Consider the following 26,970-nt stretch of genomic DNA (forward strand, 5'->3'; position numbering starts at 1 on the left):
CTCGGCTATCCAGGGAGTTGGCGGCCATCAGCCCAGCGACGTCATTGCTGATCGATGCGGCGGCGCTGCCCGGCGTGCGCCTAACCCGCGTTGGGGCGGCGGGCCGTGCTGAACCGGCGTTGGTAGGCGGCGGGGCTGATCGACAGATTCCTGGCGAAAACCCGTCGCATGCTTTCGTAACTGGGGAACCCGGCAAGGATCGCGGCCTGCGTCGCGGTGTGTCCTTGGTCGAGCAGCGCCCTGGCCATGTCGAATCGGATGTTCTCCACGTAACGGGCCGGTGTCGTGGACAACTCGTCCCGGAAAATCCGGGTCAGGTGCCGGGTGCTCACATTGAGATGTTTCGCGAGTTCACCGAGCGAGTGATCCCCGGAGGGGTCCGCCGTCACCACGTCGGTGACTTTACGCAGAGCCGGCGAGCGGGGCGGCGGTCCCTGCAGCGGTGCCGAGAACTGGGACTGGCCGCCCGCACGCTGCATGTACACCACCAAGGCGCGGGCGACGTCGCGCGCCAGGTCCGGCCCGTGGTCCTCTTCGACGAGAGCGAGCGCCAGATCGATACCGGCCGTCACCCCTGCCGACGTGTACGTGGTGCCATCGCGAACGTAGATCGCATCGGGCTCGACACGGCACGTCGGACACCGGGCGGCGAGCTTATGCGCCACCTTCCAGTGCGTGGTCGCGCGCTTGCCGTCGAGGAGGCCGGCGGCGGCCAGGATGAACGCCCCGGTACAGATCGACACGACCCGGCCGGCCGCGACCGCCGGTATCCGCGCGGCGTCCGCCAGGTCGCCGGGGACACAGGCGCGCGGATACAGGTCGGACCCGGCCACCAGAAACGTGTCGAAAGCCGGCTCCGAGGAGACGGCGCCGTCGACCGCCATCCGGACCCCGAGGTTCGACGTGACGTCCACACCCGTCGGCGACAGCAGCACGATCCGATAGTCGGCACCGAACCGGTTCGCCTCCTTGAACACCTCCGCGGGACCGGCGACGTCCAGCAACGTCACTCCGTCGTAGACGAGGATCGCAACCCAATGGGGGGCAGGGTTCACCACTGCGGTCCCTCCGAAGCCGGATCCGCGCGGTGACCGGCCAGACCCCGGCGGCACGAACCGCCGCCGGGTCGGCGACGCAGAAGGCGACACAGAAGGGGACAAAGAAGGCATGGACACCGTTCCTTGGTAGCACACCGTTACCGGAGATCACGGAGACCCTCCTGGGCGGGGTTGCCCAACCGGCAGCGGGCGCCAGACATGGTGGAGCACACGGCTGCGATTTCGCCCGGTCCGGATATAGGTGATTCCTGGCCGGACGAAGGCGGCGCCGTACACCGATCGGTAGGCAGCATGGAAGTCGGACACACGGCCCCACAGCGGACACCCGTCGCGGAAAGTCAGAGGTCATGCCAGAGGTCATCGCGGGGTTTTCTGCGAGCCTGCGTCAACGGGCTCAAGGACCGCCCCGAAACCACGAACGGCACCGTGAACTCCGACGTGCTCGAACACTTCATTCCCGGCTTCCGGCGCACGACGACGGTCGAGCGCATCCTCGGCTCGCCCTGGCCGAGCTGACCGGACATCACACAGGAAAAGGATTTCGAGCATGCGAGCGATCATCGTGCGAGACCGTGACGCGGGTGTCGGCGGCCTCACCCTGACCGACATGCCTTACCCGCACGCTGCAGAAAACGACGTCATCGTGCGCGTGCACGCAGCGGGCTTCACCCCCGGTGAGCTCGACTGGCCGGGAACCTGGTCCGATCGCGCCGGCCGCGACCGAACACCCAGCATCCCCGGGCACGAGTTGTCCGGAGTCGTGGTCGAGCTCGGCTACGGAACCACCGGCCTCACCGTGGGCCAGCGGGTGTTCGGACTGACCGACTGGACCCGCAACGGATCTCTGGCCGAATACACCGCGGTGGAGGCTCGCAACCTCGCCCCCCTCGCGGCCGACATCGACCACACCGTGGCCGCCGCGCTGCCCATTTCCGGACTGACCGCATGGCAGGGACTGTTCGACCACGCCCACCTCACGACCGGCCAGACCGTCCTCATCCACGGCGCCGCGGGCGGCGTAGGCTCGATCGCCGTTCAACTCGCGCGAGAGGTGGGCGCCCGCGTGATCGGCACCGGCCGAGCCGACGACCGTGATGTCGCGCTCGGCCTCGGCGCGCAGACCTTCCTCGACCTGGACGCCGGCGATTTGCGGCACGTCGGCGAGGTGGACGTGGTGTTCGACGTCATCGGCGGCGACATCCTCGAGCGATCGACCGAACTGGTACGCCCGGGCGGCACCCTCGTCACCATCGCCATGCCACCTACCGTGCAGCCCAAGGACGGGCGAGCAATCTTCTTCGTCGTCGAACCCGACCGCGCCCGGCTGACCGACCTCGCCCAGCGCCTCCGGGCGGGACGGCTCAACCCCATCGTCGGCGCCGTTCGACCGCTTTCCGAAACAGCCTCCGCGTTCGCCCGCCACCGCCGCACGCCCGGCAAGACGATCATTCAGGTCGAGGACGAACAGTGAGCGCAACGCTCGTGATCAGTGCGTGAATCGCCCGATTTCGCAGCCCACCCCTTAGATCAGCTGTTCCGTGGCCAGTGACACGGACAGAAGCCGATGCCAATCCCGGCAGCGGTGAGATGACGTACGGAGCACCATGAAGCAAACCCCCGAGGCAGCGCCAGGATACGAGGACGCGGCTCTTGAGCAGGAGCGCAACTTCGGCAGGCTGTTCCAGATGATCACCGGCCACCAGGTTGCGCAGATCGTCCGGACGGCGGCGGCCCTCTCAATCACCGACCACATCGCCGCCGGGGCACGTACAGCCGATGAGGTCGCCGAACGGGCATCCACCCATCCGGCCACGACCTACCGCCTGATGCGGGCGTGCGCGTCGATCGGGCTGCTCGCCTACGAAGGGGACGGCAGGTTCGCCACCACCCCGATGGGAGAACTGCTTCGTGAAGGGGTCCCGGGTTCACTGCGCGACACCACCCTCCACCTGGCGGGCTACTCGACCTGGGTGAGCTGGGCACACCTTCCCGAAGCCGTACGCGAGGGCAGAACACAGGTATACAAGGCACTGGGCATGGACCAGTTCACCTACTTCTCCCAGCATCCGGAGGAGGGTGACGCCTTCGCCTCCAGCGGGTCGAGCATGTCCGAGATCGTGGCCGCCGAGGCGGCGAGCATGCTCGACATCTCGGGTGTCTCATCGGCCGTCGACGTGGGCGGCGCCAACGGCCGGCTCGTGCTCGGGCTGATGCAGGCCAATCCCGCACTGCACGGCATCGTCCTGGACATGGCGCATGTGACCGGCGCGGCCACCCGTGCCGCCAAGGAACTCGGCCTTTCAGACCGCTTCGGTGCGGTGGAGGGCGACTTCTTCAAAGAGGTGCCCGCAGCGGACCTGTACCTGCTGAAGTGGATCCTGCATGACTGGGACGACGAAGCCTGCGTTCGCCTTCTTCGCAACTGCCGTGCCGCCGCCCGGCCCGGAGCGCGTGCCGTCGTCTTCGAACTCGTGCTCGGCGAGGTCGGTACGCCGGACTTCGGTGCTGTGGCGGACATGAACATGCTGTCCGTCACCGACGGAGGCCGGGAACGACACCTACACGAGTACGACGCCCTGTTCACGGCCGGGGGATGGCGTCGGGTCTCTGCTCGGCCCACTCGCTCACCGCTTTGGATCATAGAACTCGAGGCCGCCTGACGCCGTCCTGTACTGGCGCAGCCGCAGCTGTCTTGACCTGTTGCGATGGGCTAGGACCTCAGGTGCTCGACTAAGATCATCCCGCAAATGACCCGTGTTCAGGTGGGCGGCCATCAGTCAATCTGCCGCCGACGCTGCTTGGCTGTTGGGACACATCGAACAGCCCGGCGCCTTCGCCTCCGCGATCACGAGATCACACGTGAGGCCCGACAAGCGGCAACGATCTGAGGGAGGAGGACCACATGTACGTGACGCAGGCGCTGCACCGCGCGCTGCAGCAGACTCCCGACCTGCCCGCCACTATCAACGGGGACCGGATCCGAACCCATCGCGACATCGCCGCCCGCGTCGCGCGCCTGGCCGGAGCGCTACGCGAACTGGGAGTCAGCGAGGGCGACCGAGTCGCGATCGCGGCCCTCAATTCCGACCGCTACCACGAATACCTCCTGGCCACGTGGTGGCGAGGCGCCGCGGTGACCCCGATCAACACCCGTTGGTCCCCCACCGAGATCGGCTACGCGCTTCGGGACTCGCAGACCGCCGTGCTGCTAGTGGACGACGCCTTCGCCGCCCACGTTCCGGCCCTGCGCGCCGCCGCTCCTACGGTGACCACCGTGATCCACTGCGGCGACGGTCCCACCCCCGACGAGACGCTTTCCTACGAGGAACTCGTCGCTGCGGCGCCACCGGTGCCGGATATAGGCCGAGGTGGCGACGCCCTCGCCGGAGTGTTCTACACCAGCGGCACAACCGGCCGGCCCAAAGGGGTGATGCTCAGCCACACCAATCTGATCACCTCAGCGCTCGGCACCCTCTCGATGCGCGCCCTGGCACATCCCGGTGGGCGCTTCCTTCACGTCGCTCCCCTGTTCCACCTGGCCGGCCTGGCCTCCTGGATTGCGCAGAGCATGGTCGGCGGCACTCACATCATGGTGCCTGCCTTCGACCCGGTTCGCGTTCTGGCCATCGTGGAAGAGCATCGTGCGACCTCCACCTTCCTAGTCCCGACGATGATCCGGCTGCTGGCCGACCACCCTCGGCTGAAAGACCACGACGTGTCCAGTCTGAGAACCGTCACCTATGGCGCGGCCCCGATCTCCGAGGTGCTGCTGAACCGCGCCATGCAGGCGTTCCCTGAAGCCGGCTTCACCCAGGCGTACGGCATGACTGAGCTGGCCCCGGTGGCGACACTGCTCACCGCGGGGGAGCACCTGACGGGTGGCGAGCTGCTGCGCTCGGCAGGGCGAGCCGCACCCCACTGCGAGGTTCGCGTCGTCACCACCGACGGTCGACCCGCCCCGGCAGGCACAGTCGGCGAAGTCACGGTCCGAGGTGACAACGTGATGCTCGGCTACTGGGGCAGGCCCGAAGAAAGCGCAGCCACGGTGCGCGAGGGATGGATGCACACCGGCGACTGCGGATACCTCGACGAGCACGGCTACCTCTACATCATCGACCGGATCAAAGACATGATCATCACCGGCGGCGAGAACGTCTACTCCGCAGAGGTTGAGAACATCATCGCTCAGCATCCCGCGGTGGCCTCCTGCGCCGTCATCGGCGTACCGGACGCGCAATGGGGAGAGCGAGTGCACGCCGTCATCGTCCTGCGCCCCGGCGCGACCGCCACCGCCGAGGACATCAGGACCCACGTCAAGAACCACATCGCCGACTACAAAGCGCCGCGATCTTGCGAGTTCCTGGACGCATTGCCCGTCTCCGGGGCAGGCAAGGTTCTCAAGAGAGAACTGCGCGAGCCGTACTGGGCCGGCACCGACCGCACCGTGGGCTGAGTCGAAGCCCTCGCTCGCCCTTCTCTCGCCCGCTGAGCCTGGGCGTAAGGTCACATCCGTGGGTTCGATGGCTGGAGGGGAACCTCCCTCAGGCAACGATCCGCTGATCTCTGGTCCAGCAGGGCCGTTGATGGGACGCGAACGTGATCTCGCCCGGCTCGGCGACTTCGTTGACCACACCGAAGTCCAGGGCGGCGCGTTCGTGCTGTTGGGCGAAGCCGGGGTCGGCAAGTCCGTGCTGTTGGAGGTCGCTACAGCACGCGCGCAGGCAGCCGGCCACAGGGTGTTGCACGCCTCCGGCTCGCAGTTCGAGGCCGAGGTGAGCTTCGCCGGCCTCCACCAGATTCTCCACCCGCTCTTCGCAGACCTGCCGAACTTGAGTCCGGTGCATGAGCGGGCACTGAGCGTCGCCTTGGGGCTGGGGGAAGGAGCACCGCCAGGTCAACTCCTGGTGGCGAACGCGGCTCTGACTCTCCTCCGCCAGGCCGCCGTCCCTCGTCCACTGTTGGTGGTCATCGACGACATCGCGTGGCTGGACCGGGCCAGCGCCGTCGTTCTGGGCTTTGTGGCGCGCCGCCTCACCGGCAGCCGAGTCGCGCTGCTCGCGGCATCCCGCTCCGGCGAGGAGAGCTTCTTCGAACACACCGGACTGCCCGGCTATGAGTTGCAGCCACTGGCCGAGCCGGACGCCACAGCCTTGCTGAAAGCGCACTTCCCCGCGCTGGCGCCGCGGACTCACCGGCGGCTGCTGGCCGATGCTCAGGGCAACCCGCTGGCCCTGCTGGAGTTGCCGGTGGCGCTCGACGGCGTCCAACGGGTCTCGGGCAGCGCGCTGCCTCCGGTTCTGCCGCTCAGCGGGCGTCTGCAGGCGGTGTTCGCCTCACGGATCAAAGATCTGCCCGCCGCGACGTATGACCTGCTGCTGCTCGCCGTTCTAGATGGCACCGGCGATCTGAACGTCCTGCACGCGAGTGAGCCCAGGACGCAAGAGACGGACGTGTTGGGCCCTGCGGAACAGGCGCGGCTGGTCCGGGTCGAGCAAGGCGCCAGAAGACTGGTCTTTCGCCATCCGCTGATCGGCTCGGCGGTGGTGGAGTTGTCAACGGGCGAGCAGCGCCGCCGGGCACACCGGCTGCTAGCCGAGCGGCTCGCCGACCGGCCTGAACGGAGGGCGTGGCACCTTGCTGAGGCGGCCGTGGGCGCCGATGAGGGGGTCGCCGCGCTGCTTCAGGCCGTGGCACACGCGAACCTGCGGCGCGGTGACAGCGTCCGTGCCATCACTCTGCTCCTGCGCGCGGCCGAGATGAGCCCGGCCGACATCGACCGGGCCGGACGGCTGGGGGAAGCCGCCTATCTCGGCGCGATCGTGAACGGTGACCTGCGCGATGCGCCGCACCTGCTGGAGTTGGCTCGCCGCGCGGACCGGCGGGGCGAGTCGCTGGCCACCGCGGTTGCCGGCGCCTACCAGCTCCTCAACGGCGACGGTGATGTGGACAGCGCGCATCGACTGATGGTCGGCGCGATCGAGATGCTGGCCGATCCCGGGGACGCCCACAACAAACCCCTCATCGAGGGGCTCTATACCCTGCTCATGGTGTGCTATTTCGGCGGACGTGCCGAGTTGTGGGAACCCTTCCACGCTGCGATCCGTCGTCTCAGACCAGGGCCTCCTGAGCTGTTGGACATCCTTGGCAAAACCTTCTCGGATCCGGCTCGCCTGGCGCCGCCGGTGCTTGATCGGCTGGACGCCGCCATCGCGGGCCTGAAGCAGGAGGTCATCCCAGCACGTATCTCCCGCATCGGCATCGCCGGCTCTTACGTCGACCGGTTGGGACAGTGCCGCGAAGGGTTGTGGCGGGTTATCGGCCACGGCCGCGACGGCGGAGCCGTCACCTCGGCGATCGAGGCGCTGTTCCTGCTGGGAAACGACGCCTTCCTCGTGGGTCAGTGGGAGGAGATGGAGCAGGTCGTCGACGAGGGCCTGACGCTGTGCGACAAGCACGGCTACCGGCTGTTGGCCTGGACCGGGATCTACCTTCGGGCGATGCTGGCCGCCGCGCGCGGGCAGGCGGACACCGCCACGGTGCTGGCCGACCAGATGATCCGCTGGGCGACACCGCGAAGAGCACGCGCGCTCCAGTGCTACGCCTGGCAGATCAGAGCGCTGGTGGCGCTGGGCAGGGGGGATTTCGAGGATGCCTATCACCAGTCCGCCGCCATCAGCCCGGCGGGTGTGCTGGCCTCGCATGTCCCGCACGCGCTGTGGAGCATCACGGACCTGGTCGAGGCCGCCGTGCGAACCGGCCGCCACGCCGAAGCGGCCGCTCATGCGGCCGCCGTGGGCCGTGCCGGGCTGGCCCTGATCTCGCCGCGACTGGCGATGGTCGCCGGCGCCTCGGCGGCGATGATCGCTCCCGACGGGCAGTACAGCCGGTTGTTCGAGGCCGCACTCGCCACCACCGACGCGGAGCGCTGGCCGTTCGAACGGGCCCGCCTCCAGCTCACCTATGGTGAGCGCCTGCGCCGCGACAAGGCCACCGCCGAGGCCCGCACACAGCTGGCGGCCGCGGTCGACACGTTCCGCAGCCTGGATGCCCGGCCCTGGACGGCCAGAGCAAGCGCTGAGCTGCGGGCAACAGGCCTGTCCATCGGACAGGGCAAGGCCGCTGCGGGAATGGCCTCGCTCACTCCCCAGCAGCAGGAGATCGCCGTGCTCGCCGCCGCGGGACTGACCAACAAGCAGATCGGCGAGCGGCTGTTCCTGTCTCCGCGTACCGTCGCCAATCACCTGTACCAGCTGTTTCCGAAGCTCGGTGTCGCCTCCCGGGCCGCGCTTTCCGATGCGCTGACGACCGCTCCTGTTGATCTGCCCAAAGGAGACGGCGAAGAGCAGGCCTCCAGTCGGTAGCCCGGACACCGATGCACGGTAGGCCCGTAGGCGGAGGCCGCCCGTGCGATGTCGCGCTGGGCCAACGACGAATCCAAGTCAAATTACTCAATCGAGCCTTTCGTCCTGCGATCTAGCGTGAGTGCCATGCCCAAGGTGTCTCACCGGCGAAGGAGCTGATCATCACCACCCCACCCGATCGCGCGGAGCCACCACGTCGTCACCGGCACGCGGCGCGCATGGGTCTCGAACGGCTCGTCGACGTATCGATGGCCGGCCCGGCCGAAACGGCAGGGCGGCGCGCGGGACGTGGAAGGTGAGCATCATCCGTGACCTGGTGGGACGAGACGCCGAACTGCGCGACCTGTTCTCACTGCTGGACGGCGTGAAGGAGAACGGCGGCGCGCTCGTGTTGAGCGGCGCGCCTGGCGTCGGCAAGTCGGCGCTGCTCGGAGCCGCCACGGCCGAGGCCGAGGCGCGGGGCACGCACGTGCTGACCGTGACCGGCGTGCCCGCCGAAGTCCAGGTCCCGTACGAGGGTCTGCGCAGGCTGCTCGCGGGGGCCGGGCTCGCGCCCGGCGACCTGGACGGCGGGGCGCTGCACACCGCCATGTCCGTGCTGCACCGGCTGTCCGCGCTGGCGGGCGACACGCCCGTGGTGCTCGCCGTCGAGGACGCGCACTGGCTGGACGAACCGAGCTGGGAGGTTCTCGCGTTCGTCGGCCGCCGGCTGCGTTCGGACGCCGTGGTGCTGCTGGCGACGTCGCGTGACGACGCCGACGCCCAGGCCAGGCTCTGCTCCTCGGGGCTGCCCACGCTGACGGTGCCGCCGCTGACCGACCAGGCGGCGGCCGAACTGCTGGCGAGGATCGCGCCCGACCTGGGCATCGCGCTGCGGGCCCGCGTGCTGGCGGAGGCGGTAGGCAACCCGCTCGCGCTGAGGGAGTTCGCCGCACTGGCGTCCCGGCAGGACCAGGAGTTGCTGGCCTCGAGCAGACTGCCGTTGACCGAGCGGCTGGAGCGCGCGTTCGCCCAGGCGCTCGCCGCGCTGCCCGCCGGCACCAGGACTTTGGCGCTCGTCGCCGCCGTGAACGAGGACGACGCGATCGAGGAGAACACGCGGGCCGCGTCCCTGCTGGCGGGCACGCCGATCGACACGACCGCGCTGACCCCCGCGATCCGGACGGGACTGGTCGTGGCCGACGCCGTGCGCGTCAGGTTCCGGCACCCATTGATCAGGTCGGCGATCGTCCAGGCGGCCGGGGCCGACCTGTTACGCGATGTGCACGCCGCGCTCGCCGCCACCCTGCCCGATGAGGACGACCGCAGGATCTGGCACCGGGCGGCCGCCGCGACGTCCCACGATGACGACATCGCAGCCGGGCTGGCCGCCGCCGCGCTGCGCGCCCACGCCAGGGGCGCGTCGGGGTTCGCGCTGGAGGCGATGGAGCGCGCCGCATACCTCAGCGCCGACCCGGCCCGCCGGGGCGCACGGCTGATCGACGCCGCCGTGATGGCCTTCGATCTCGGCGATCGTGCCACCCTGGAACGCCTCTTCGGCCGCGCGGAGGATGCCGATCTCGCACCGATCGACCGGTCCAGGCTCTCCTACTTCCGCGGCACCACCGTGCATTACGTGTGGACCGGCGTGGACCGGTTGTCCGAACTCGCCGGCTTCCTCGATGAGATGCGCGCACGCGACGGTTCAACGTTCGCGCTGAGCTGGCTGACCATGGTCAGCATGCGCTGGTTCTTCTCCAACCCCCCGCTGGACGCACGCGCGCCCCTGCTCGCCGCGATCGAACGGCTGGCCGTATCGCCAGACGACCCGCAGATCGTCACGTCGATCGCGCTGATCGCTCCGGTGGAACGCGGCAGGCAGACCCTGGCCCGGCTCGACGCACTGAGCCGGGCGAGCTGGGTCAGCCCGCCCCACCTGCAACTGCTGGCCATGGCTGCGAGCGCGATCGGGACTTTCCCACTGGCCGCGCGGCTGTACGCGGAGGCGATCACCGGGATGCGGTCGCGGGGGCCGTTCGGGTCGCTCGCGCAGTCGCTCGTCGGGCAGGCCACGGCGGCGGCACGGCTCGCCGACACCCGGCTCGGGATCGTCGCCGCCGCCGAGGCCAGGGCGCTGGCCACGGAGACAAGGCAGCCGCAGTGGGTGCTCACCGCAGACGCCGTGTCCGCCGAGATCCACGCACTGCGCGGCGACACCTCCACCGCACGCGACCTCGCCGCACAGGCCGGACAAGCGTTCCTGTCGATCGGCGCGCACCCCATGCTCGCCCTCGTCCAACTCGCGCGCGGAGCCGCCGAACTGGCCGACGGAACCTTCGACGCCGCCTGGGACGCCCTGCGCCCGATCTTCGACCCCACCGAGATCAGCTACAACCAGTACATGCGACTGTGGGCACTGCCACACCTGGCGGAAGCGGCCCTGCACAGCGGACGCCAACAGGAGCTGCGCGCGGTCGCCGAAGAGCTCGCCCCGATCATCGAGGAGAGCGGATCGCCGATCGGGCACGTGGCACTCGCCTACATCAGGGCCGTCACCGCCCCCGACGAGACCGCCGAGCAGCTGTTCACCCGGGCGCTGCGTGAGGACCTGGTCGGCTGGCCGTTCGAACGGGCACGACTGCGCCACGCCTGGGGCGCATGGCTACGCCGCCAACGCCGTTCCACCGAGGCCCGGGCCCCACTACGCGCGGCGGCCGAGACGTTCGACGCCCTCGGCGCGGTGCCCTGGGCCGAACGCGCGCTGCGCGAACTACGCGCCAGCGGCGAACGGATCCGCCGCAGGCACGATACCCGCGACCGCCTCACCGCCCAGGAGCTCCAGATCGCCCAACTCATCGCCGAAGGGCTGACCAACCGCGACATCGGCCAACGGCTGTTCGTCTCGCCCCGCACGGTCAGCACGCACCTGTCGCGCATCTTCCCCAAGCTCGGCATCACCACCCGCGGCGAACTGAGCCGCCTCATGGCCGCGCGGGAGGGCGATTACATCATTTGACGTACGCGAGGAGAGAAGTCCGATTCCTACCGTTAGATGCGTTCCACTCCTTCTTTCCTCACAGAGGAGCGCCATGATCCGCAACATCGTGCTCGTGCACGGCGGCTTCGTCGACGGCTCCGGCTGGCAGGCCGTGTACGACCTGCTCGTCGCCGACGGCTTCCGCGTGTCAGTCGTGCAGCATCCGACCCTGTCCCTCGCCGGGGACGTCGCCGCCACCCACCAGGTCGTCGACGCCCTGGACGGCCCCTGCGTCCTGGTCGGCCACTCCTACGGGGGCGTCGTGATCAGCGAGGCCGGCAGACACGACAAGGTCGCCGCACTGGCCTACATCGCGGCCTTCGCCCCGGACAAGGGCGAGTCGGTCAACACGCTCATCGCCGACCCGCCGCCCGGCGCGCCCGTCCCGCCGATCCTGCCCCCGGTCAACGGATTCCTCTTCCTCGACCGGGAGAAGTTCCACGCGTCGTTCGCGGGGGACCTGCCCGCCGACCAGGCGGCCTTCATGGCCGACTCGCAGGTGCCGTGGGGCGTGGACGCCCTCGGCGACACGGTCACCGAACCCGCGTGGCGCGCCAAGCCGACCTGGTACCTGGTGGCGACCGACGACCGGATGATCCCGCCGCCCGCCCAGCACGCGATGGCCCAGCGCGCCGGCGCGACCGTCGCGGAGACGCCGGGCAGCCACTCGGTCTACCTGTCGCAGCCGGCCGCGGCCGCCGACCTCATCCGCCAGGCCGCCGCCTCCTGATCACGGCCGTCATCGGCCTCGCACCAAAGGGCGATCGTCGCGTCGACGCCCTCAACGGGGCGCGCGCTTCCGCACCGGACGCCACCCGAGGCACCCGCCGGGGCGCCCGCCCCGCAGACCGCTTTTCCTGCGATTTCTCACACCGAGCGACCGAGCCGGCAGGCACTGGATCGCCCGCACAGCACCCAGCGGATCGCTCCTCCCTATAGCTAGGAACCAACTTCGATGAACAGAATTCACCGCCGCGCGCTGATGACCGCCGTGGCAGCCGTCGCCGCCATCGCGGCCATCATGCCCACCGCCTCCGCCGCCTCCGGCCCGGCCGCCACAGCGCCGGCGTCCCCCAAGCCGACGGTCGTCCTGGTGCACGGCGGATTCGCCGACGGCTCCAACTGGAACGGCGTGATCAAGCGCCTGGAGAAGGACGGCTATCCGGTCGTCGCCCCGGCCAACCCGCTGCGCGGCCTGCCCACGGACGCGGCCTACATCTCCAGCTTCCTCGACTCCATCAAGGGCCCGGTCATCCTCGCCGGCCACTCGTACGGCGGAGCCGTCATCACCAACGCCGCGGTGGGACACCCCAACGTCAAGGCGCTGGTCTACGTCGCCGCGTTCGTCCCCGACAAGGGTGAGCAGCTCGGCGTCCTCATCCAGAAGTATCCCGGCAGCGAGATCCAGGCCGCCCTGAACGAGGTGCCCTTCACCAACGCCGACGGCACCACCGGCACCGACCTCTATCTGCGGCCCGACCGCTTCCACGACGTCTTCGCCGCCGACCTCCCCCAGAGCGTCACCCGCCTGATGGCCGCCGAGCAGCGCCCGTTCAGCGCCTCCTCCTTCACCGACGTCACCACCGGCGCTGCCTGGCACACGATCCCGTCCTGGGGCATCGTCGCCACCGCCGACAAGTCCATTCCCCCGGCGCTCGAGCGGTTCGAGTACCAGCGCGCCCGCTCCCACGTCGTGGAGGTCAAGGGAGCCTCCCACGTCGTCATGATCAGCCACCCCGCAGCTGTGGCCGATGTGATCGAGGACGCGGCCGAGCACACCAGCTGACCCATTCACCCGGCTGCGCCGGCATCGGACCCCCGGCGCCGGAGCAGCTCGGTACGACTCGCCCACCGAACCGCTGAGGGAGAGACTCTTGAAGTAATCGAGCCTCGCCGCGACCTGCGACGAAACCCTGAACCATCGGGATGAACTGCAACGGCCGTCTCGGCGGTTCTGGGCATTTCGCGGCGATCACAGTGTCATGTGCCCTGAGTGTGCCCTGGGTCAGCGGTGGCGTGTCGCGAGATCGCTACAGGTGCAGGGTTCCGCTGCGGGCGCGGTGCTCAAGCGGTGAGTGTCCGTGCAGCTGGCGGAAAGCCGTGCTGAAGGCGCGGACGTCGGGGTACCCGCACGCCCTGGCCACCTCTGTCACCGTGGGGCCCGCGTCGAGCAGCAGGGCGGCGGCCAGCTCGAGCCGCATCCTGCGCAGGGTCGCCATCAGGGACGCGCCTGTCTGCTCGCGAAACAGCCGCTCGGCGTGCCGTTCGGACAGGTGGACGGTGGCGGCCACATCCCTGACCCTGACCGGCCGGCACAGGTTGTCGGCGAGGTGCCGCCGCATCGCCGCCACCACCTGGGACGGCCGGTCCCTGGGAGGCGGCTCGACCTGCAGGTCGTCCTCGTTCGCGAACGCCCTGGCGGTGTCCACCACCAGCGCGGCGCCGAGACCGGCCAGTCCGGCGTCGTACCCGGACCGCACCGGGTCGGCGTACCCGGCGAGTGCGGTGACGACCTCGGCCAGCGAGCCGGTACGGCGCGACACCACAGGACCGGCGGGGTCGGTGAGGCCGGACCACCAGCCACGCTCGTCCGGACCCGGAGCCTCCCGGCCGCTCCGCAGGGTGAAGCCCCAGAAAGCGATGCCGAGCGGGTCCTCCCGGCTCGACTCGATCTCGTGCACATCACCCGGCCTGGCCAGGAACACCTCACCGGTGCCGACGTCATGGTGTTCCCCGCCGACGCTGAACCGGCCCGCACCGGTGTAGGCCAGGCAAACCTCGTGGAAGGAGTGCCGGTGCCAGTAGTTGCGCCAGGCGGGCTTGGTGTAGAACCCCCAGCTGACGAAGTCAGCCCTGAACCCTCCGACCTGGCAGGTGTCCAGCAGGCCGGTGAGGTCGGGCAGCCGACCCGCACCGGCCACGTCCGCCAAGCTCAAGCCTGTCTCCTGCCCGTCGGGTCCACTCCCGACAGCATCATGCCCTGTCCCAGTGACCAGTCGTGCGCCTGGATCGCCGGTGGGTCGGCCGGGTCGCGGAACTGCACCAGCCAGGTGGTCCTGGCCTCGTCGCTGACGTTCACACCCGAGCCGTGAACGGTCAGGTAGGAGAAGAACAGCACGTCCCCCGCCTCCGCGGGCAGTGGCGTCGCGGCCTCGAACGGTACGTCGGTGAGGTGATGGCCATCCTCGGGGTCGTGCTCTCGCGGCCCCTGGAGGTGGCTGCCCGGAACGACGCGGACGCAGCCCTTGTGCTCCGGCGCGTCGTCCAGGTGGAATATCGCGGCGCCGACCCGATGATGGGTGTGGGGGAAGAACGGGTGGTCCTGGTGCAGCGGGAACGGCGAGCCGTTCTCCGGCGGCTTCACGAACAGTTTGGTGTGGTGCAGCTGTACGTTCGGCACCCCCAGCACGGCCGCGGCGACGGAGGTGAACCGCTCGTCCACCAGCAACCGGGAGAACGCCGCCGCGTAGAACTGCGCGTCATGCAGGTGCTGCAGCCGCGTCGGCGCACCGGCCGTGAGCGCAGCGGCCGAACCCCAGGTCGGGTCCTCGTCTTGGTCCTGCTGCCCGAGCAGGTCATGGGCGACCCGGCGGTAGGCCGCCGCCTCATCCCTGGTCAGCAGGCCCTTCACCAGAACGTACCCGTGCTCGGCGTAGTGGCCGGCGAGAGTTCGCAGATCGATCGTGGTCACGGTCATCGTGTCCTCCAGTCGTGATCGACATCGACACTTCGTGGTCGACATCGACACTAGGAAGCCGGTGCTCGCCGCGACATGCTCACAGCGGACAGCGATGTTCGCAAAACGGACAAGCGATCGGCGCTGCTCCGACCTGCCGAGGCGTCAGGCCTGGCCTTGCGCTCAAGAGTCTGGCCGACGAGGTGCGACCAGATGCAGACCCAACTGCGAGAAGCAGCGGCGAACTGTGACGGGTTCCGAACGATGAGCTCACACGCCTTGCTGTCAGACCCCAGTCCACCCTGGACTGATCAAGCCGCGCCGCGATCTGCGGCAGCGGCGTGAGACCGCCCTCGCCGTACGCCAAAAGCCGGCCGCGCCGCCCGGGCGGCCGGCGCCTCCGGGCGCGTGGTTGCGATGGTCGCGAGGCGGTCAGTGCAGGAGTTGGGCCACCGTGCGCTGAAAGCGAAGTATGGGTTCCACCGAGGACGTAGCTTTGGCCTTTACCGCGCCGCCCTCGAAGGCATCGACGATGAGCTCGGCCAGGTCTCTGGACGAGATGCCGGTCGTCAACTCGCCGGCCTCTTTCGCTTCGTCGATCAGGGCCGCCAGCTTCGCCACCCAGTCGTCGAGGTACGCGCCGACGGCGGACGCGACGACCGGGCTGTGGGCGGGAACCTCGCCGGCGAGATTGGCCATCAGGCATCCGCGCTCCGCGAACACCGCGAGCCCGAGAGCGACGATGTGCGCGAGGTGTTTCTCGATCCGCTCGCGAGGACTGCCGACGGTCGGGCCGGCGAGTGATTCGAGCCCGATGTTGTCGACGTAGCGGCGCAGGGCCTCGACCGCCAGGAACACAACTCCATCTGGCGCAGGAACCCGAACGGCACCTACCAGACCATCGCCCAAAGCGACGACCTCCACTGGGTCGACACCCTGTCCGTCGCCTCCAACCGGCACCTGTACGCCATCGCCAACCAATTCGACCGGCAGGCGCTCTTCCACAACGGCCAGGACCTACGCCGCAAGCCCTACCTCCTGGTCCGCCTGCCCATCGACGCCGGGCCGGTCAGGCTCGGGTGACCTCTCCGGCTCGTGTCACGCGGATGCCGGCTCACAGGCGGCGACGCACTCCACTGTGGGCTCTGATGGACTCGGCCGCAGTGTCTCTTGCTCCCGGATCCTGGAGTTTCCACCAGCGCGGGGAGTGAGGAGAGCGCGGGTGGGCCCGCCGACCGTCAGGTCGGCGGGCCCGATCCTCGTTGTAGACCTGCTGTCCGGTCAGAAGGTTGAGCTCGCCGAGGAAGTCTCCGGGGCCGCCCCGCGGTAGATCAGGCGTTCCGGCTCGATCGCCGTCGCGTCCCGGACGATGTCCGCCGTCGCCGTCCGGAGCAAAAAGAAGCATTAGGAGTCGTCGCCGGAGGCGTACAGGTTCCGGCCGGCCTCGGCGTGCTCCTCCTCGCCGTATCCGGCAAGGCGGCGGAACTGCTCGTCGTCGAGACCCGGTCCGCGCCGGGCCGGACGGTGGCGCTTCGGCCAGGCGACGGTTACGACGTACAGGAGCAAACCCGCCGACGTGAAGACGAAACCGGCCCAGACAGTGGACAAGGTGCCCCAGCCGGCCTCCAGGGTGACCGCGCCGCCGATCGCGCCGAGGGAGTTGGCCAGGTTGAGGGCGGCCAGGTTGAGCGCGCCCATCAAGGTCGGGGCGTCCGGCGCGAAGCCGGTCAGCCTGACCTGGATGGTGGGGATCGCGAACATCATGGTCGCGCCGACGCCGAACAGGCACGGCAGCAGGACCAGCAGATCGCCGCCCGCCACGCCTATCAGCACCAACAGCGCCAGGACACCGCCGTACCCCCAGATCAGGCCCCGGTGCTCGTACCGGTCCGCGACGCGCCCGCCGAGGTGGTTGCCGACCGCCATGCCGAAGCCGAAGACGGCCAGGGCGACGGGGATGAGCGCGGCGTCCCACCGCGCCGCGTCGGTGACGAAGGGGCCGATGAACGTGTAGACGGCGAAGATGCTGGAGATGCCGAGCGAGGCGACGGCGACCATCAGCCAGACGTTGATCCGGCGCAGGCCGTTCAGCTCGCTCCTGACGGGGCTGCCGTGCAGGTCGTCGGTACGGGGCAACCAGGCGACCAGTGCGGTGCCGGCCAGCAGGCCGACGGCGACCACGGTCCAGTACATGACACGCCACCCGGCGTGCTGGCCGATGAAGGTGCCGAGCGGCGACCCGGCGATGGTGGCGACGGTGAGTCCCCCCATCACGGTGGCGAACGCCTTGCCACCCTTGCCCGGCCCGTACACGTACGCGGCGACGACGGCCCCTGCGCCGAAGAACGCCCCCTGGACGCTGCCTGCGACGAAGCGGAAGACGACGAGCAGCACGATGTTCGGCGCCAGCGCGGACAGCCCATTGCCCACCAGGAAGAGCACGACCAGGCCGAGCAGCAGCGTGCGCCGGTTGACCCGGGCGGCGAGCAGAGTGATCAGCGGAGAACCGATCACCACCCCGAAGGCGTAGGCGGTGATCGCATACGTGGCGACCGGGATCGACACGTCCAGGTCGGCGGCGAAGAGCTGGATGATGCCGTTGCTGCCGAACTCGCCGGTGCCGATCGCGAAGGTGCCCAGTGCCAGCGCGAACAGAGCGAGCCTGGGGTTGACGACGGGCTTCTCGGCGGACGTGTGCCGTTTCTCCTCGGCGTCGCACTGGCCTTCGTACGCTCGGACGAACATGGTCAGCGGGCCGCTTGCTTGATGAGGTCGGCGGTCACGGCGGGTTGGGAGATCATCGCGACGTGCGAGGCACCGACCTCGCGCACCTGCGACCCGGCCCGCCGCGCCATGAACCGCTGCGCCTCGGCGGGCAGCACCTGGTCGTTCCTGGCGACGAGGTAGTAGGAGGGAATGGTCTTCCACGCCGGGGCTCCGGAGGGCTCCCCGAGGGTGCGGGCGTCGGCGGGCCGCTGGCCGGCGTGCATCAGGTCGGTGGTCGATTTCGGTACGTCGCCGGCGAAGACGTCGTGGAAGAACTCCTTCTTGATGTAGCCGTCGACGAGGCCCTCACCGTAGGGGCGGAAGTCCAGCGCCGCCTCGCTGAGCTTGCTGCCCGGGAACCTGGTCTGCAGTTCCAGCAGCGATTCGCCCTCGTCGGGGGCGAACGCGGCCACGTAGACCAGTGCTTTCACGTTCGGGTTGCCGGCCGCGGCGTTCGTGGCGACGATCCCGCCGTAGGAGTGCGCGGCCACGACGATCGGGCCGCTGAGGGTGGCGAGAACACTGGCCAGGTAGGCCGAGTCGGTGGCCACGCTGCGCAGCGGGTTCGCGGGCGCGATGACCTGATAGCCGTCGCGGATGAGCTGGGCGGCGACGTCGTTCCAGCCGGAGGCGTCGGCGAACGCGCCGTGCACGAGGACCACCGTGGGTTTGGGCTTGGCTCCCGTCCGGGAACGCGCCTGCGCCTCGGACGTTCCCAGCAGCGCGCCGGCCGCGACCGCGGCGGATCCGACCAGCACGGCTCGGCGAGTCGTCGTCATGATGTTGCACCTTTCACCTCGAATTGCAGTCAATGTAAATCCTGGGCACTTGACGATCACTGAACGAGCGATTCAATCGTCGTCCAGTACGCCGATTTATCCTGCGGCCATGAAATCGGCGAAAAGCGAAAGCGCCCGGATCTGGGGCCTGCGGTTCCACCTGCTTTTCTACGTCCTGAGCAATCTGGCTCAGGTCATCGTGTGGTGGGTCTACGACCCCGACCACTTTTTCTGGCCCCTGTGGTCGATCGTCTTCTGGGGCATTGGGCTGGCCTTCCATTTCTGGGGTGTCTACTCGCCGCCCAAATCCAGAACCGAGTACTGAGCCGTGTCGTTATTCGCCGAATTCGTGCGCGCCCCCATGACGGTCGGTGCGGTCGCGCCGAGCGGTCCGGCGCTGGCGATGGCGGCGACGGCGGTGCCCCGGACCGGTTCCCCTGGGCACCACCCGCGCGGGCGCTGCTGCGATCCCTGCGGTCACGCTTCGACGAGGTCGTCGTCAGCCGGACGGTGTGGACCGACCTCCCGCCCGCGCTGGTCTACTACCGCCGTCGCCCCAACACCCGCTGAGCGGTCAGGTCGGCGAGCAGTCGCTCAGCGTGGTGCGCGAACAGGTGTGCCTCACATTCGACGGACGACGTCCGGGCCCGTTCGGGGGCGGCTCGGACGGCGAGGGAAGGGGCGCCGCTCGCCCGCAAAAGCCACGGGGTCTTGATCGCGCTCCGCATCGTTCGGCCTGCGCTGTCTGGGTCAGACGGTCTGGAGCAACGGCAGGCTGCTCCGCACGGAATGCCAGAGCTTGTCAGCATGCCCCAGAATGTCCGCCATGGATTCCCCCTTGGTCCTGGCCAGTCTGCCTTACGCTCTCGGCATCGTCATGCTCGGCCTGGGTCTCGGCCTGACCCTGGACGACTTCCGGCGGGTGGGCCAGTATCCGAAGGCGGCCGTGATTGCGCTGCTGTGCCAGATCGTGCTGCTGCCGGCGATCTGCTTCGGCCTGGTGGCGGCGTTCCGGCTCCCTCCAGAACTGGCGGTCGGGGTGATGGTGGTCGCGGCGTCGCCCGGTGGCCCCACGGCCAACCTGTTCAGCCACCTGTTCGGCGGGAACGTCGCACTGAACATCACGCTCACCGCGGTCAACTCGGTGCTGGTCGTGGTCACCCTGCCGATCGTGGTGAACCTCTCGGCCGGGTACTTCCTCCCCGGCGGGGCCACCCTCGGGCTGCAGTTCGACAAGTTGCAGCAGGTCTTCGTCATGGTGCTCGGGCCGGTCGCGGTCGGGATGCTCGTGCGCGCGCTGGCACCGAAGGTGGCGCAGCGGCTCAACCTCCCCGTCCGGGTGCTTTCAGTCGTGGTCCTGGTCACGGTCATCTCCGCCGTGCTGTACGGGGAGCGGGAGAACCTCGTCGACTATTTCGTCTCGGTCGGGCTGGCCGTGCTGGCTTTCAACATCGTGAGCCTGCTGATCGGCTACGGCGTGCCGCGCCTGGCCGGCGTGGACCACGGCGCGGCCACCGCGGCCGGGTTCGAGATCGGCATCCACAACACCGCGCTCGCCATCACGATCGCGCTGAGCCCGGCGCTGTTGGACAGCGCCGAGATCGCCATCCCGGGCGCGGTGTACGGCATTGTCATGTTCCTCACGGCGCCCGGGTTCGGCTGGTTGATCAGCCGTCGAACTCGAACGCGTGCCTCACTGTGACCCTTCTCGGCCCGTGTGCCCTGATGTCGCCATCCGGCACCGGAGGCGGCTCCCCGCGACGGTGTCGCCCGTGCTGAGCAGTGCGATCAGAGCTCGGCGAGGAACCTCTCTGCGCGGCGGGCGAACAGGTGCGACTCGCGTTCGTTGGACTGGTCGCGGGCTTTTTCGGCAGCGGCTCGTACGACTTCCGCGGGTTCGCCGCAGGCCTGGAGCAGGCGCGCCCGCAGCAGCAGGACAAGTCCTTCGGCGTAGCGTTGGCCGTAGGCCTCCAGGGCCTGGTCCGCTCGGTCGAGGGCGATGGCCGCCTTGTCCGGACTCCCGGCGGCCAACCACATCTCGGCGAGCAGTCCGTGGTGGTAGGCGACGCCCCACCGCGGCGGGTCGACCAGCGTCCCGGCCACGAGCTGTTCGGCCTCCGCCGCGATACCAGCCGGGTCGTCGCCGGTGAGGGCACGGGCCCAGTACCAGTTCAGCCGGATGTAGTGCTCCTGCTGGATGGCGGCGCGGCCGGTGCCCACGGTCGTCCACCGGTCGATCGTGCGCATCACCCACCCCGCGTCTCCGGCCATCGAGGCGATGATGGTGATGTAGTACGCCCAGGTCGCGACCGCATACGAGTCGTCGGGGCCGTTCCACTTGCCGATCATGGCTCCCGCCGTCTCGACGTCACCGTGTAGCGCCGTCACGACGGCCAGCCAGCCGGGCCACTCACCCGAGACGTCACGCCGGATCGGGCTCTCGCTGTGCGAGGAGACAACCCCGTCGAGAAGGGCGGGGTTGTTCTCGCTGAAACACCGATATGCCTCGCCGATGTTGCCGATGTCCCACTGATGCAGGCCCCAGGCTTGCCGGCCGTACACTCGGACGACCGGATCGAAGGACGCCTCCCCTTGGTCGTACAGACGGCGGACCAGACGAACGCGGTCCCACTCCAGGAAGGTGTAGGCCCCGAACAGGCGAGCGAAGAGGAGGCCTGCGGCCTCTACCTCCCGGCCGAGTTGGCGGGCCAGAAGTTCCGCACGCTCCAGCAGATCGAAGGTCGTACCGCCGAACCCGGCTTGCCGACGCGGGGCGATGGCGAGGAGCGAGAGGGCGGAGAGCTCGAGTTCCGGGAGCCCGGCGGTCCGCGCGATCTGGGCGGCTGATTCCAGGTGCCGATCTGCGGCGGCGAACGCGAGCTTGGCCGCCGCGCGACGACCTGCGCGCTTCAGCGCCTCTGCGGTACGAACCGGGTCGGCGAGGGGCCTGGCGGCCCACAGGTGGAAGGCGAGGCGTTCGGTGATGGACTCGTCGTCCGCTTGGCTTTCTTCGAGCGCGTCCGCGACCCGCAGGTGCAGCCGGATGGCCCGCCCGTGCGCCGTGGTCTCCGTGACCGATTCGCGAACCAGGTCGTGCGCGAAGCTCCACGCGAACGGGTCCTCCGGCTCCGATTCGAGCAGGCCGAGCGCGCGCAGCGGTTCGAGGCGTTCGAGACATTCCGCGAGGTCGGCACCGGCGGCGCGGGCGAGCAGGCCGAGGTCGACGTCGCGGCCGATCAGCGCCGCGACCTGCAAAAGGTCGCGAGCGTTGTCGTCGAGGCCGGCCATCCGATCGCGGACGACGTCTCGCACGGTGGACGGCACCCCGGCCCGAGCCGATGCGTCACCGTCGCCGAGCGTGCCACGGTCGCTGAGAAGCCGCGCCAGTTCGCGGACGAAGAAGGGATTGCCGGCGGTGCGAATGTGGATGTTGCGGGCGATGTCCGTGCTGGGTTCGTGGCCGGTCTCGCGGCGGATGAGTTCGGCCACGTCGGTCAGGCTGAGCGGACCGAGCCGGATCCTGCGATGGCTGGGCAGCCGGCTGGCCGCGGCCAGTGCCCGCGAAAGGTCGGAGCCGGGTGTCGGTGCGCGGTCGCGAAGGGCGCTGATGATCGCTGTGCCGGTGGGTAGCCGGCCCACCACGTGGCCGAACAGCTGGAGCGAAGCGGCATCGATCCATTGAAGATCGTCCATGACCAGCAGCATCGGCTGTTCGGCCGAGGCCTGGCCGATAACAGTGACGATCTGCTCGAACAGGCGGAACTGGGCACGGCTGCCGGCAACCGGCGGCGCGGCGTCATCGTCTCCGGATTCGAGGAAACCACCGAGTTCGCCGGCCCGCCACTTCTCACGCGCCGACGCGGGCAGGCTGTCGACGACAACGGTGAGTGCCTGCTCCCATGGCCACATCGATGGTGTTCCGTCACCTTCCAAGCAGGGAGCCCAGACGACGAGCGCGCCACGCCGTTCCGCGACGGCGGCGGCCTCTTCCAGCAGGCGCGTCTTCCCCGCGCCCGGTTCGCCTTCGACGATGCCGAGCCCGGTGCGGCCGGAGAGCGCCGCCTCGATGGCCTGCCGCAGCACGCCGAGTTCCTCGCCCCGGCCGACCAGTCCGGGTGCCTGCCTCGCCGGTGCCCGGTCACCCTCGTTCTCCGTGCTCGTCACCACCGGCGGCCTTGAGGTCTGCGTCAGCACGCGCAGGTGCGCGGCCTGCAGCGCCGGACCGGGGTCGATGCCGAGCTCCTCGGCGAGGCGGTCACGGACCGCGCGGAACGCTGACAGCGCCTCCGCCTGCCGTCCAGCGGCGCCGAGGGTGGTGATGAGGCCGGCATGTACGGGTTCGTGGAACGGCGCCATCGACGCGGCCAACTGCAACGGCGGGATCACTCGCTCCGGTCGATGTAACGCCACGGCCAGTTCGGCCGCTGCCGCGCAGGCGGCGTGGAACTCGTCGTCGAGGGCGGCCAAGACCGGCATCGCGATCGATCCATGGGAAAGTCCGTCCCCCGCGGGTCCCTGCCAGAGGCCGAGCGCTGTGACGTAGTGGTCGAGCGCCACTTCGCGAGCTTGCTCGGCGAGGGCGGCCTGGGCGGCTTCGAGGAGTTCCCGGAACGTGACGAGGTCGAGCGTGCCGGGTCCGGCGCTGAACACGTACGCGTCGCCGCGGCGGTGCAGGTACGTACCGGCTGCCCGGGCGGGGACCGCGGGTTCGAGCACCCGCCGCAATGCCCCGATGTACTTCTGGATGATGTTGAGCGCGCTGGCGGGGACGTCCTCGGCCCAGATCAGGTCGATCAATTCTCTCGTGCTGACCGGACGGCCCACGCGCGCCAGGAGCAGGGCCAACAGCTGTGCCTGCTGTCGGGGGCCGGCGTCCAGTTCGACGCCGTCGCGCCACAACCGCAACGGACCGAGGATCTGCAGGCGCAGCGAACCGGCGCCGACTAACAGACCTTCGCCGTCGGGCCTAACGGGACGCGCTGGCCCAGTCACGTCTGTCGACTCCCGGATGGGCATTACAGATTTGTCCGCCTGCGACCCGTTTGGGACCGCAGTGTGCACCGAGTCTACTAGTCCAGGATTGGTCGTAGAAGGGTCGGCAGACACGCCACCTCAAGCCGGGTTGAATGAACGAGCGGAACGCCGGGAAGGCGTGATCGAGCACGCCTGCCGCGACGAGCACCAAGTGGTGCCGACCTTTTAGATACGTATGTTTGTGGGCGAGAACGGCTGCGACCTGAGCCCGCCGGCCGCCTCTTGGTGACGTCGATCCACTTCAAGTGAGCCGTCGATAATTGGCGTTCCGGCATGATCAATGGCGAGCATCCAGCGGGCGAGGTAACGGTCCCGCTGCCTTCGATCTGCGGACCATCTACGCTCACACCTCCCTCGACGACAAGGGCCGGGCCCTCGTCTCGTCCTCCAACTCCATGAGACGGACCAACGGTGTCAGAGTCCCGCTACCCAGTCACCACAAGGGCGCCCCCACTCTTCAGACCATCGCGTACTTCGACATGCGCATCTTCCACAGTGCGATGCAGGAGGTGGCCAATTTCCTTTCTGGGGACACAGGTGGGACTCAGCGAACATTTCAGGATGCGCGACCAGCATGACTGAGGACGTTGCTGTCAGCGTTGCTGCCACTGGAGATCAAAAACGCCCCGGCCGTGATCGGCTCGGGGCATTCGTGCTGTTCAGGTGCACCGATTAGGCCCTCTTTGCGCCCCGTTCAGGGCAAGCCGTAATCCGCTATGACACGGTGATACAAGAGGTTATGCCAGGTGGGGGCCTCGGGAAGAGGCTCGAGCCAGTCGTGGGAGGTGATGCACCTTGAGTGGTCCCCTACGCGGAAGCGAGCCTGATCATCCCTCACCTGAGGGGGTCACAGAACGAAAAGTAGTCAAGCCGACTCCCCCCGAACCTATGGAGGACGCCGGGACCGGTCTGGATTACGGGATTCGGCCGGACCGCACGCCTGGCTACCCACCCCATCCGAGTGGTGGTGGGCCTTTCACATGTGCGCGGCCGAGAGGACTCGAACCCACAACCTTCTGATGCAGATGGACGCACCGCCCACTCGCAACGCCGAGACCAGAAGGGCACAGCTCATGACCGAAATTATCGCAGGGGTGGAGGTTCCCGAGACGGCGGCGGTCGCCGAAGCCACACGCCACATCCGGGAGATGACCAGCCCCCTCATCTTCCATCACTCCCGGCGCGTCTTCTTCTTCGCCGCGCTTCACGCTCGCGACGTCGGTCTGCGGCCGGACCCGGAGCTGCTCTACCTGTCCGCCATTTTCCACGACCTCGGCCTGCTGACGCCCTTCTCCGACGTGGAGCAGCGCTTCGAGCTCGATGGCGCCGACCACGCACGCAAGTTTCTGCTCGACCGCGGTTTTCCGGCCACGGCCGCCGACGTGGTCTGGGAAGCGATCGCGCTGCACAGCACGCCGGGGATTCCCGGCCGGATGGGCCCGGAGATCGCCGCCACGCACCACGGCGTGCTGACCGACGTGCAGGGCGTGGGCTTGGACAAGCTGGATCGTGGCCTGGTGGACGAGATCACCGCTGTTCATCCGCACGGCGACTTCAAGAACGGGTTCCTGCAAGCCCTTCTCGAGGGAACCAGAGACCGCCCGGACACCACCTACGGCACCATAAGTGCGGACGTATTGGTGCACTTCATTCCCGGTTTCCGTCACGTCAGCATGGTCGAGCGCGTAATGGGTTCGGCCTGGCCGAGCTGATCGGAACAGAGGCGCGGGGAACGGCTCAGCTTCGAGGAGATCGGTTCCGGCCTTCAGCAGACCGTCTGCGCCGATGACCTTCAGGAGTTCATAGACCTGCTACACGAGCAGGAGGCCCGGCGAGAAGCGACATGACCGATGGCCTACCCCTGCCCGCGGAGTACCACGGCATCCACCCTGCCCCGACGCAGGCTGGTTATGAGCGTGTCGACTGGCGTGAGCCACTCCCCCGGGCTGCCCGCGTGCGCGTCCTTAAACACACCTGCGACTGTCGGCCCCTCGCCTATGAGCTGTGCCAGGCCGGAGAGCCTCGTCGGTTCCCCCTGCAGCCAACGCGCGCTTCACGGTGTGGCTCGCGGCTCGGATCTCGACGAATCCCCTGGCCATCAAGACCCTTATGGCCTCCTGTGCCGACCCTCGTTCCAATCCGGCGGGCAGGTCACGCGCTGTCCGCATGTCTTCCGAAAACGTGAAGCAGGGGCAGTGGCCTTCACGTTCTTCAACGCAGTGCGTGTGCTTGCAGCTGTGGTCGTGCCGGTGATCGCGGGACCACACGTGGAAGTCTCGCCTTATGCCTCGCGCACGCCGCGCTGTCCGATACTCCTCCCACCGTGACAGCGTCCGGGGAAGCTGCTGGACACGTGTCACGGGTACAGACCTGTGAAGCCCGCTCTTGATGAGCGCGCCGTCGTTCATCCTGAGAACCATTGCCACAGAAATGCAGCCTTCTACGAGCGCATCCCACGACTTACGTGGCCAAGGGATCACGTAGTGGGTTCCACCCGGAGCAAGATGAGCAGCCAAAAGTTCAATGGCCTGCGGCTTGGCAGAGTGTGAAGTCTCACGCAGCAACTCGATCATCGTGGCCGTGTCGACGGCTCGAACTGTCCGAAGCGCCTTGGGTAACACCGTGCCGTGGTCTGGATCTTTCGCCACAGGCCAAGGAAGTAGCCACACAGGTGTCAGCCTGTCATGGACCGCCGAGCCGTGAAGGTGCAGCCGTTGCTGTCAGCGTTGCTGTCACTGGAGATCAAAAACGCCCCGGCCGTGATCGGCTCGGGGCGTTCGTGCTGTTCAGGTGCTGTGGTCAGGGGCAGGGTCGAACTGCCGACCTTCCGCTTTTCAGCGGACCAATCCCCCTGTTGGCCGCCTCTGATACAAGGTCAGAGGGTGCTACATGGCCGTCGGCGTGTGCTTGTGGTGGCCGACGTTGTCGTCAGGGTTGTCGTCAAGCGCAACCCGCGAAGCGGGAACATCCGGGCGGCCTTGAGCAGAAGAGAAGCCTGTGAGTTCACCGCCTGATTCTGGTCGACCCTGGCTCGTGTTCATCAGGTCATCCCGGCTAGAACCTTCTGTTTACAAGGTCCCCAAACGATCTCCAACGGCGTTCGAATCGGTTCGCGGTGCTGGTCGACGACGCCGCGGCCGTTGAGGCCCGTACGGCTCGATCCGGCGTCGTCTGCACCGGTGGCTCCCAAGATGGCTCCCAAAGCACACCGAGCCACCTATAGAAAAGGCGCTGGCTGGCTCGTCGGGCTAATCCGACGACCTTCTACGCTGACGGAATT

General features: G+C 68.6%; 17 protein-coding genes. 10 read left to right on the forward strand and 7 right to left on the reverse strand.

Annotated features, from left to right (window positions below; translation table 11 throughout):
* Positions 1 to 80 precede the first annotated feature (80 nt).
* Positions 81 to 1,055 carry a GlxA family transcriptional regulator gene (locus tag Pth03_RS37470; protein WP_239119676.1) on the reverse strand — a complete coding sequence of 325 codons (975 nt, stop codon included), beginning with the start codon at positions 1,053 to 1,055 and terminating at the stop codon, positions 81 to 83.
* A gap of 550 nt (positions 1,056 to 1,605) precedes the next feature.
* On the opposite strand from Pth03_RS37470, the gene Pth03_RS37475 reads away from it, so the two are divergent.
* From Pth03_RS37475 to Pth03_RS37505, 7 genes are all read left to right on the forward strand, one after another.
* Positions 1,606 to 2,529 carry an NADP-dependent oxidoreductase gene (locus tag Pth03_RS37475; RefSeq protein WP_203949247.1) on the forward strand — a complete coding sequence of 308 codons (924 nt, stop codon included), beginning with the start codon at positions 1,606 to 1,608 and terminating at the stop codon, positions 2,527 to 2,529.
* Between the two features lie 133 nt (positions 2,530 to 2,662).
* A complete protein-coding gene (locus Pth03_RS37480; RefSeq protein ID WP_203949248.1) occupies positions 2,663 to 3,718 on the forward strand; it encodes a methyltransferase in 1,056 nt (351 codons plus the stop codon).
* 242 nt (positions 3,719 to 3,960) lie between these two features.
* The gene (locus Pth03_RS37485) at positions 3,961 to 5,511 is read left to right on the forward strand and encodes a long-chain-fatty-acid--CoA ligase (RefSeq protein ID WP_203949249.1); all 1,551 of its coding nucleotides are present in this window, start codon (positions 3,961 to 3,963) and stop codon (positions 5,509 to 5,511) included.
* Positions 5,512 to 5,641: 130 nt separating this feature from the next.
* Positions 5,642 to 8,419, forward strand: coding sequence for a helix-turn-helix transcriptional regulator (locus Pth03_RS37490; protein WP_203949250.1), 2,778 nt, complete (start codon positions 5,642 to 5,644; stop codon positions 8,417 to 8,419).
* 295 nt (positions 8,420 to 8,714) lie between these two features.
* Positions 8,715 to 11,414, forward strand: coding sequence for a helix-turn-helix transcriptional regulator (locus tag Pth03_RS37495; protein WP_203949251.1), 2,700 nt, complete (start codon positions 8,715 to 8,717; stop codon positions 11,412 to 11,414).
* Positions 11,415 to 11,487: 73 nt separating this feature from the next.
* Positions 11,488 to 12,165 (forward strand): alpha/beta fold hydrolase, encoded by a 678-nt coding sequence (locus Pth03_RS37500; protein ID WP_203949252.1) that lies wholly within the window; start codon positions 11,488 to 11,490, stop codon positions 12,163 to 12,165.
* A gap of 225 nt (positions 12,166 to 12,390) precedes the next feature.
* Positions 12,391 to 13,221: an alpha/beta fold hydrolase gene (locus Pth03_RS37505; RefSeq protein WP_239119677.1), complete on the forward strand. Its 831-nt coding sequence runs from the start codon at positions 12,391 to 12,393 to the stop codon at positions 13,219 to 13,221.
* Between the two features lie 244 nt (positions 13,222 to 13,465).
* On the opposite strand, the gene Pth03_RS37510 is transcribed toward Pth03_RS37505, so the two are convergent.
* The 5 genes from Pth03_RS37510 to Pth03_RS37530 form a co-directional block, all read right to left on the reverse strand.
* Complete coding sequence (locus tag Pth03_RS37510; protein ID WP_203949253.1) at positions 13,466 to 14,371, reverse strand: AraC family transcriptional regulator; 906 nt, start codon at positions 14,369 to 14,371, stop codon at positions 13,466 to 13,468.
* Positions 14,368 to 15,132, reverse strand: coding sequence for a phytanoyl-CoA dioxygenase family protein (locus Pth03_RS37515; RefSeq protein ID WP_203949254.1), 765 nt, complete (start codon positions 15,130 to 15,132; stop codon positions 14,368 to 14,370). Before Pth03_RS37515 ends, Pth03_RS37510 begins: the two co-directional genes overlap by 4 nt.
* Positions 15,133 to 15,543: 411 nt before the next feature.
* Positions 15,544 to 16,116 carry a TetR family transcriptional regulator C-terminal domain-containing protein gene (locus tag Pth03_RS37520; protein ID WP_203949255.1) on the reverse strand — a complete coding sequence of 191 codons (573 nt, stop codon included), beginning with the start codon at positions 16,114 to 16,116 and terminating at the stop codon, positions 15,544 to 15,546.
* 399 nt (positions 16,117 to 16,515) lie between these two features.
* Positions 16,516 to 17,856 (reverse strand): MFS transporter, encoded by a 1,341-nt coding sequence (locus tag Pth03_RS37525; RefSeq protein ID WP_203949256.1) that lies wholly within the window; start codon positions 17,854 to 17,856, stop codon positions 16,516 to 16,518.
* 2 nt (positions 17,857 to 17,858) lie between these two features.
* The gene (locus Pth03_RS37530; RefSeq protein WP_203949257.1) at positions 17,859 to 18,656 is read right to left on the reverse strand and encodes an alpha/beta fold hydrolase; all 798 of its coding nucleotides are present in this window, start codon (positions 18,654 to 18,656) and stop codon (positions 17,859 to 17,861) included.
* Between the two features lie 109 nt (positions 18,657 to 18,765).
* Between Pth03_RS37530 and Pth03_RS37535 the strand changes: the two genes are divergently transcribed.
* Both Pth03_RS37535 and Pth03_RS37540 read left to right on the forward strand, forming a co-directional pair.
* Entirely contained in the window at positions 18,766 to 18,981 is a 216-nt protein-coding gene (locus Pth03_RS37535) for a 2TM domain-containing protein (protein ID WP_203949258.1), read from the forward strand.
* A gap of 501 nt (positions 18,982 to 19,482) precedes the next feature.
* Complete coding sequence (locus Pth03_RS37540; protein WP_203949259.1) at positions 19,483 to 20,358, forward strand: bile acid:sodium symporter family protein; 876 nt, start codon at positions 19,483 to 19,485, stop codon at positions 20,356 to 20,358.
* Between the two features lie 86 nt (positions 20,359 to 20,444).
* Here Pth03_RS37540 and Pth03_RS37545 read toward each other — a convergent pair whose 3' ends face one another.
* A complete protein-coding gene (locus tag Pth03_RS37545) occupies positions 20,445 to 23,648 on the reverse strand; it encodes an ATP-binding protein (RefSeq protein WP_203949260.1) in 3,204 nt (1,067 codons plus the stop codon).
* A gap of 1,067 nt (positions 23,649 to 24,715) precedes the next feature.
* On the opposite strand from Pth03_RS37545, the gene Pth03_RS37550 reads away from it, so the two are divergent.
* Entirely contained in the window at positions 24,716 to 25,402 is a 687-nt protein-coding gene (locus tag Pth03_RS37550) for an HD domain-containing protein (protein WP_239119678.1), read from the forward strand.
* The last annotated feature ends 1,568 nt before the right edge of the window (positions 25,403 to 26,970 follow it).

This window comes from Planotetraspora thailandica (assembly GCF_016863335.1).
In the GTDB taxonomy this organism is placed as follows: Bacteria; Actinomycetota; Actinomycetes; order Streptosporangiales; family Streptosporangiaceae; genus Planotetraspora; species Planotetraspora thailandica.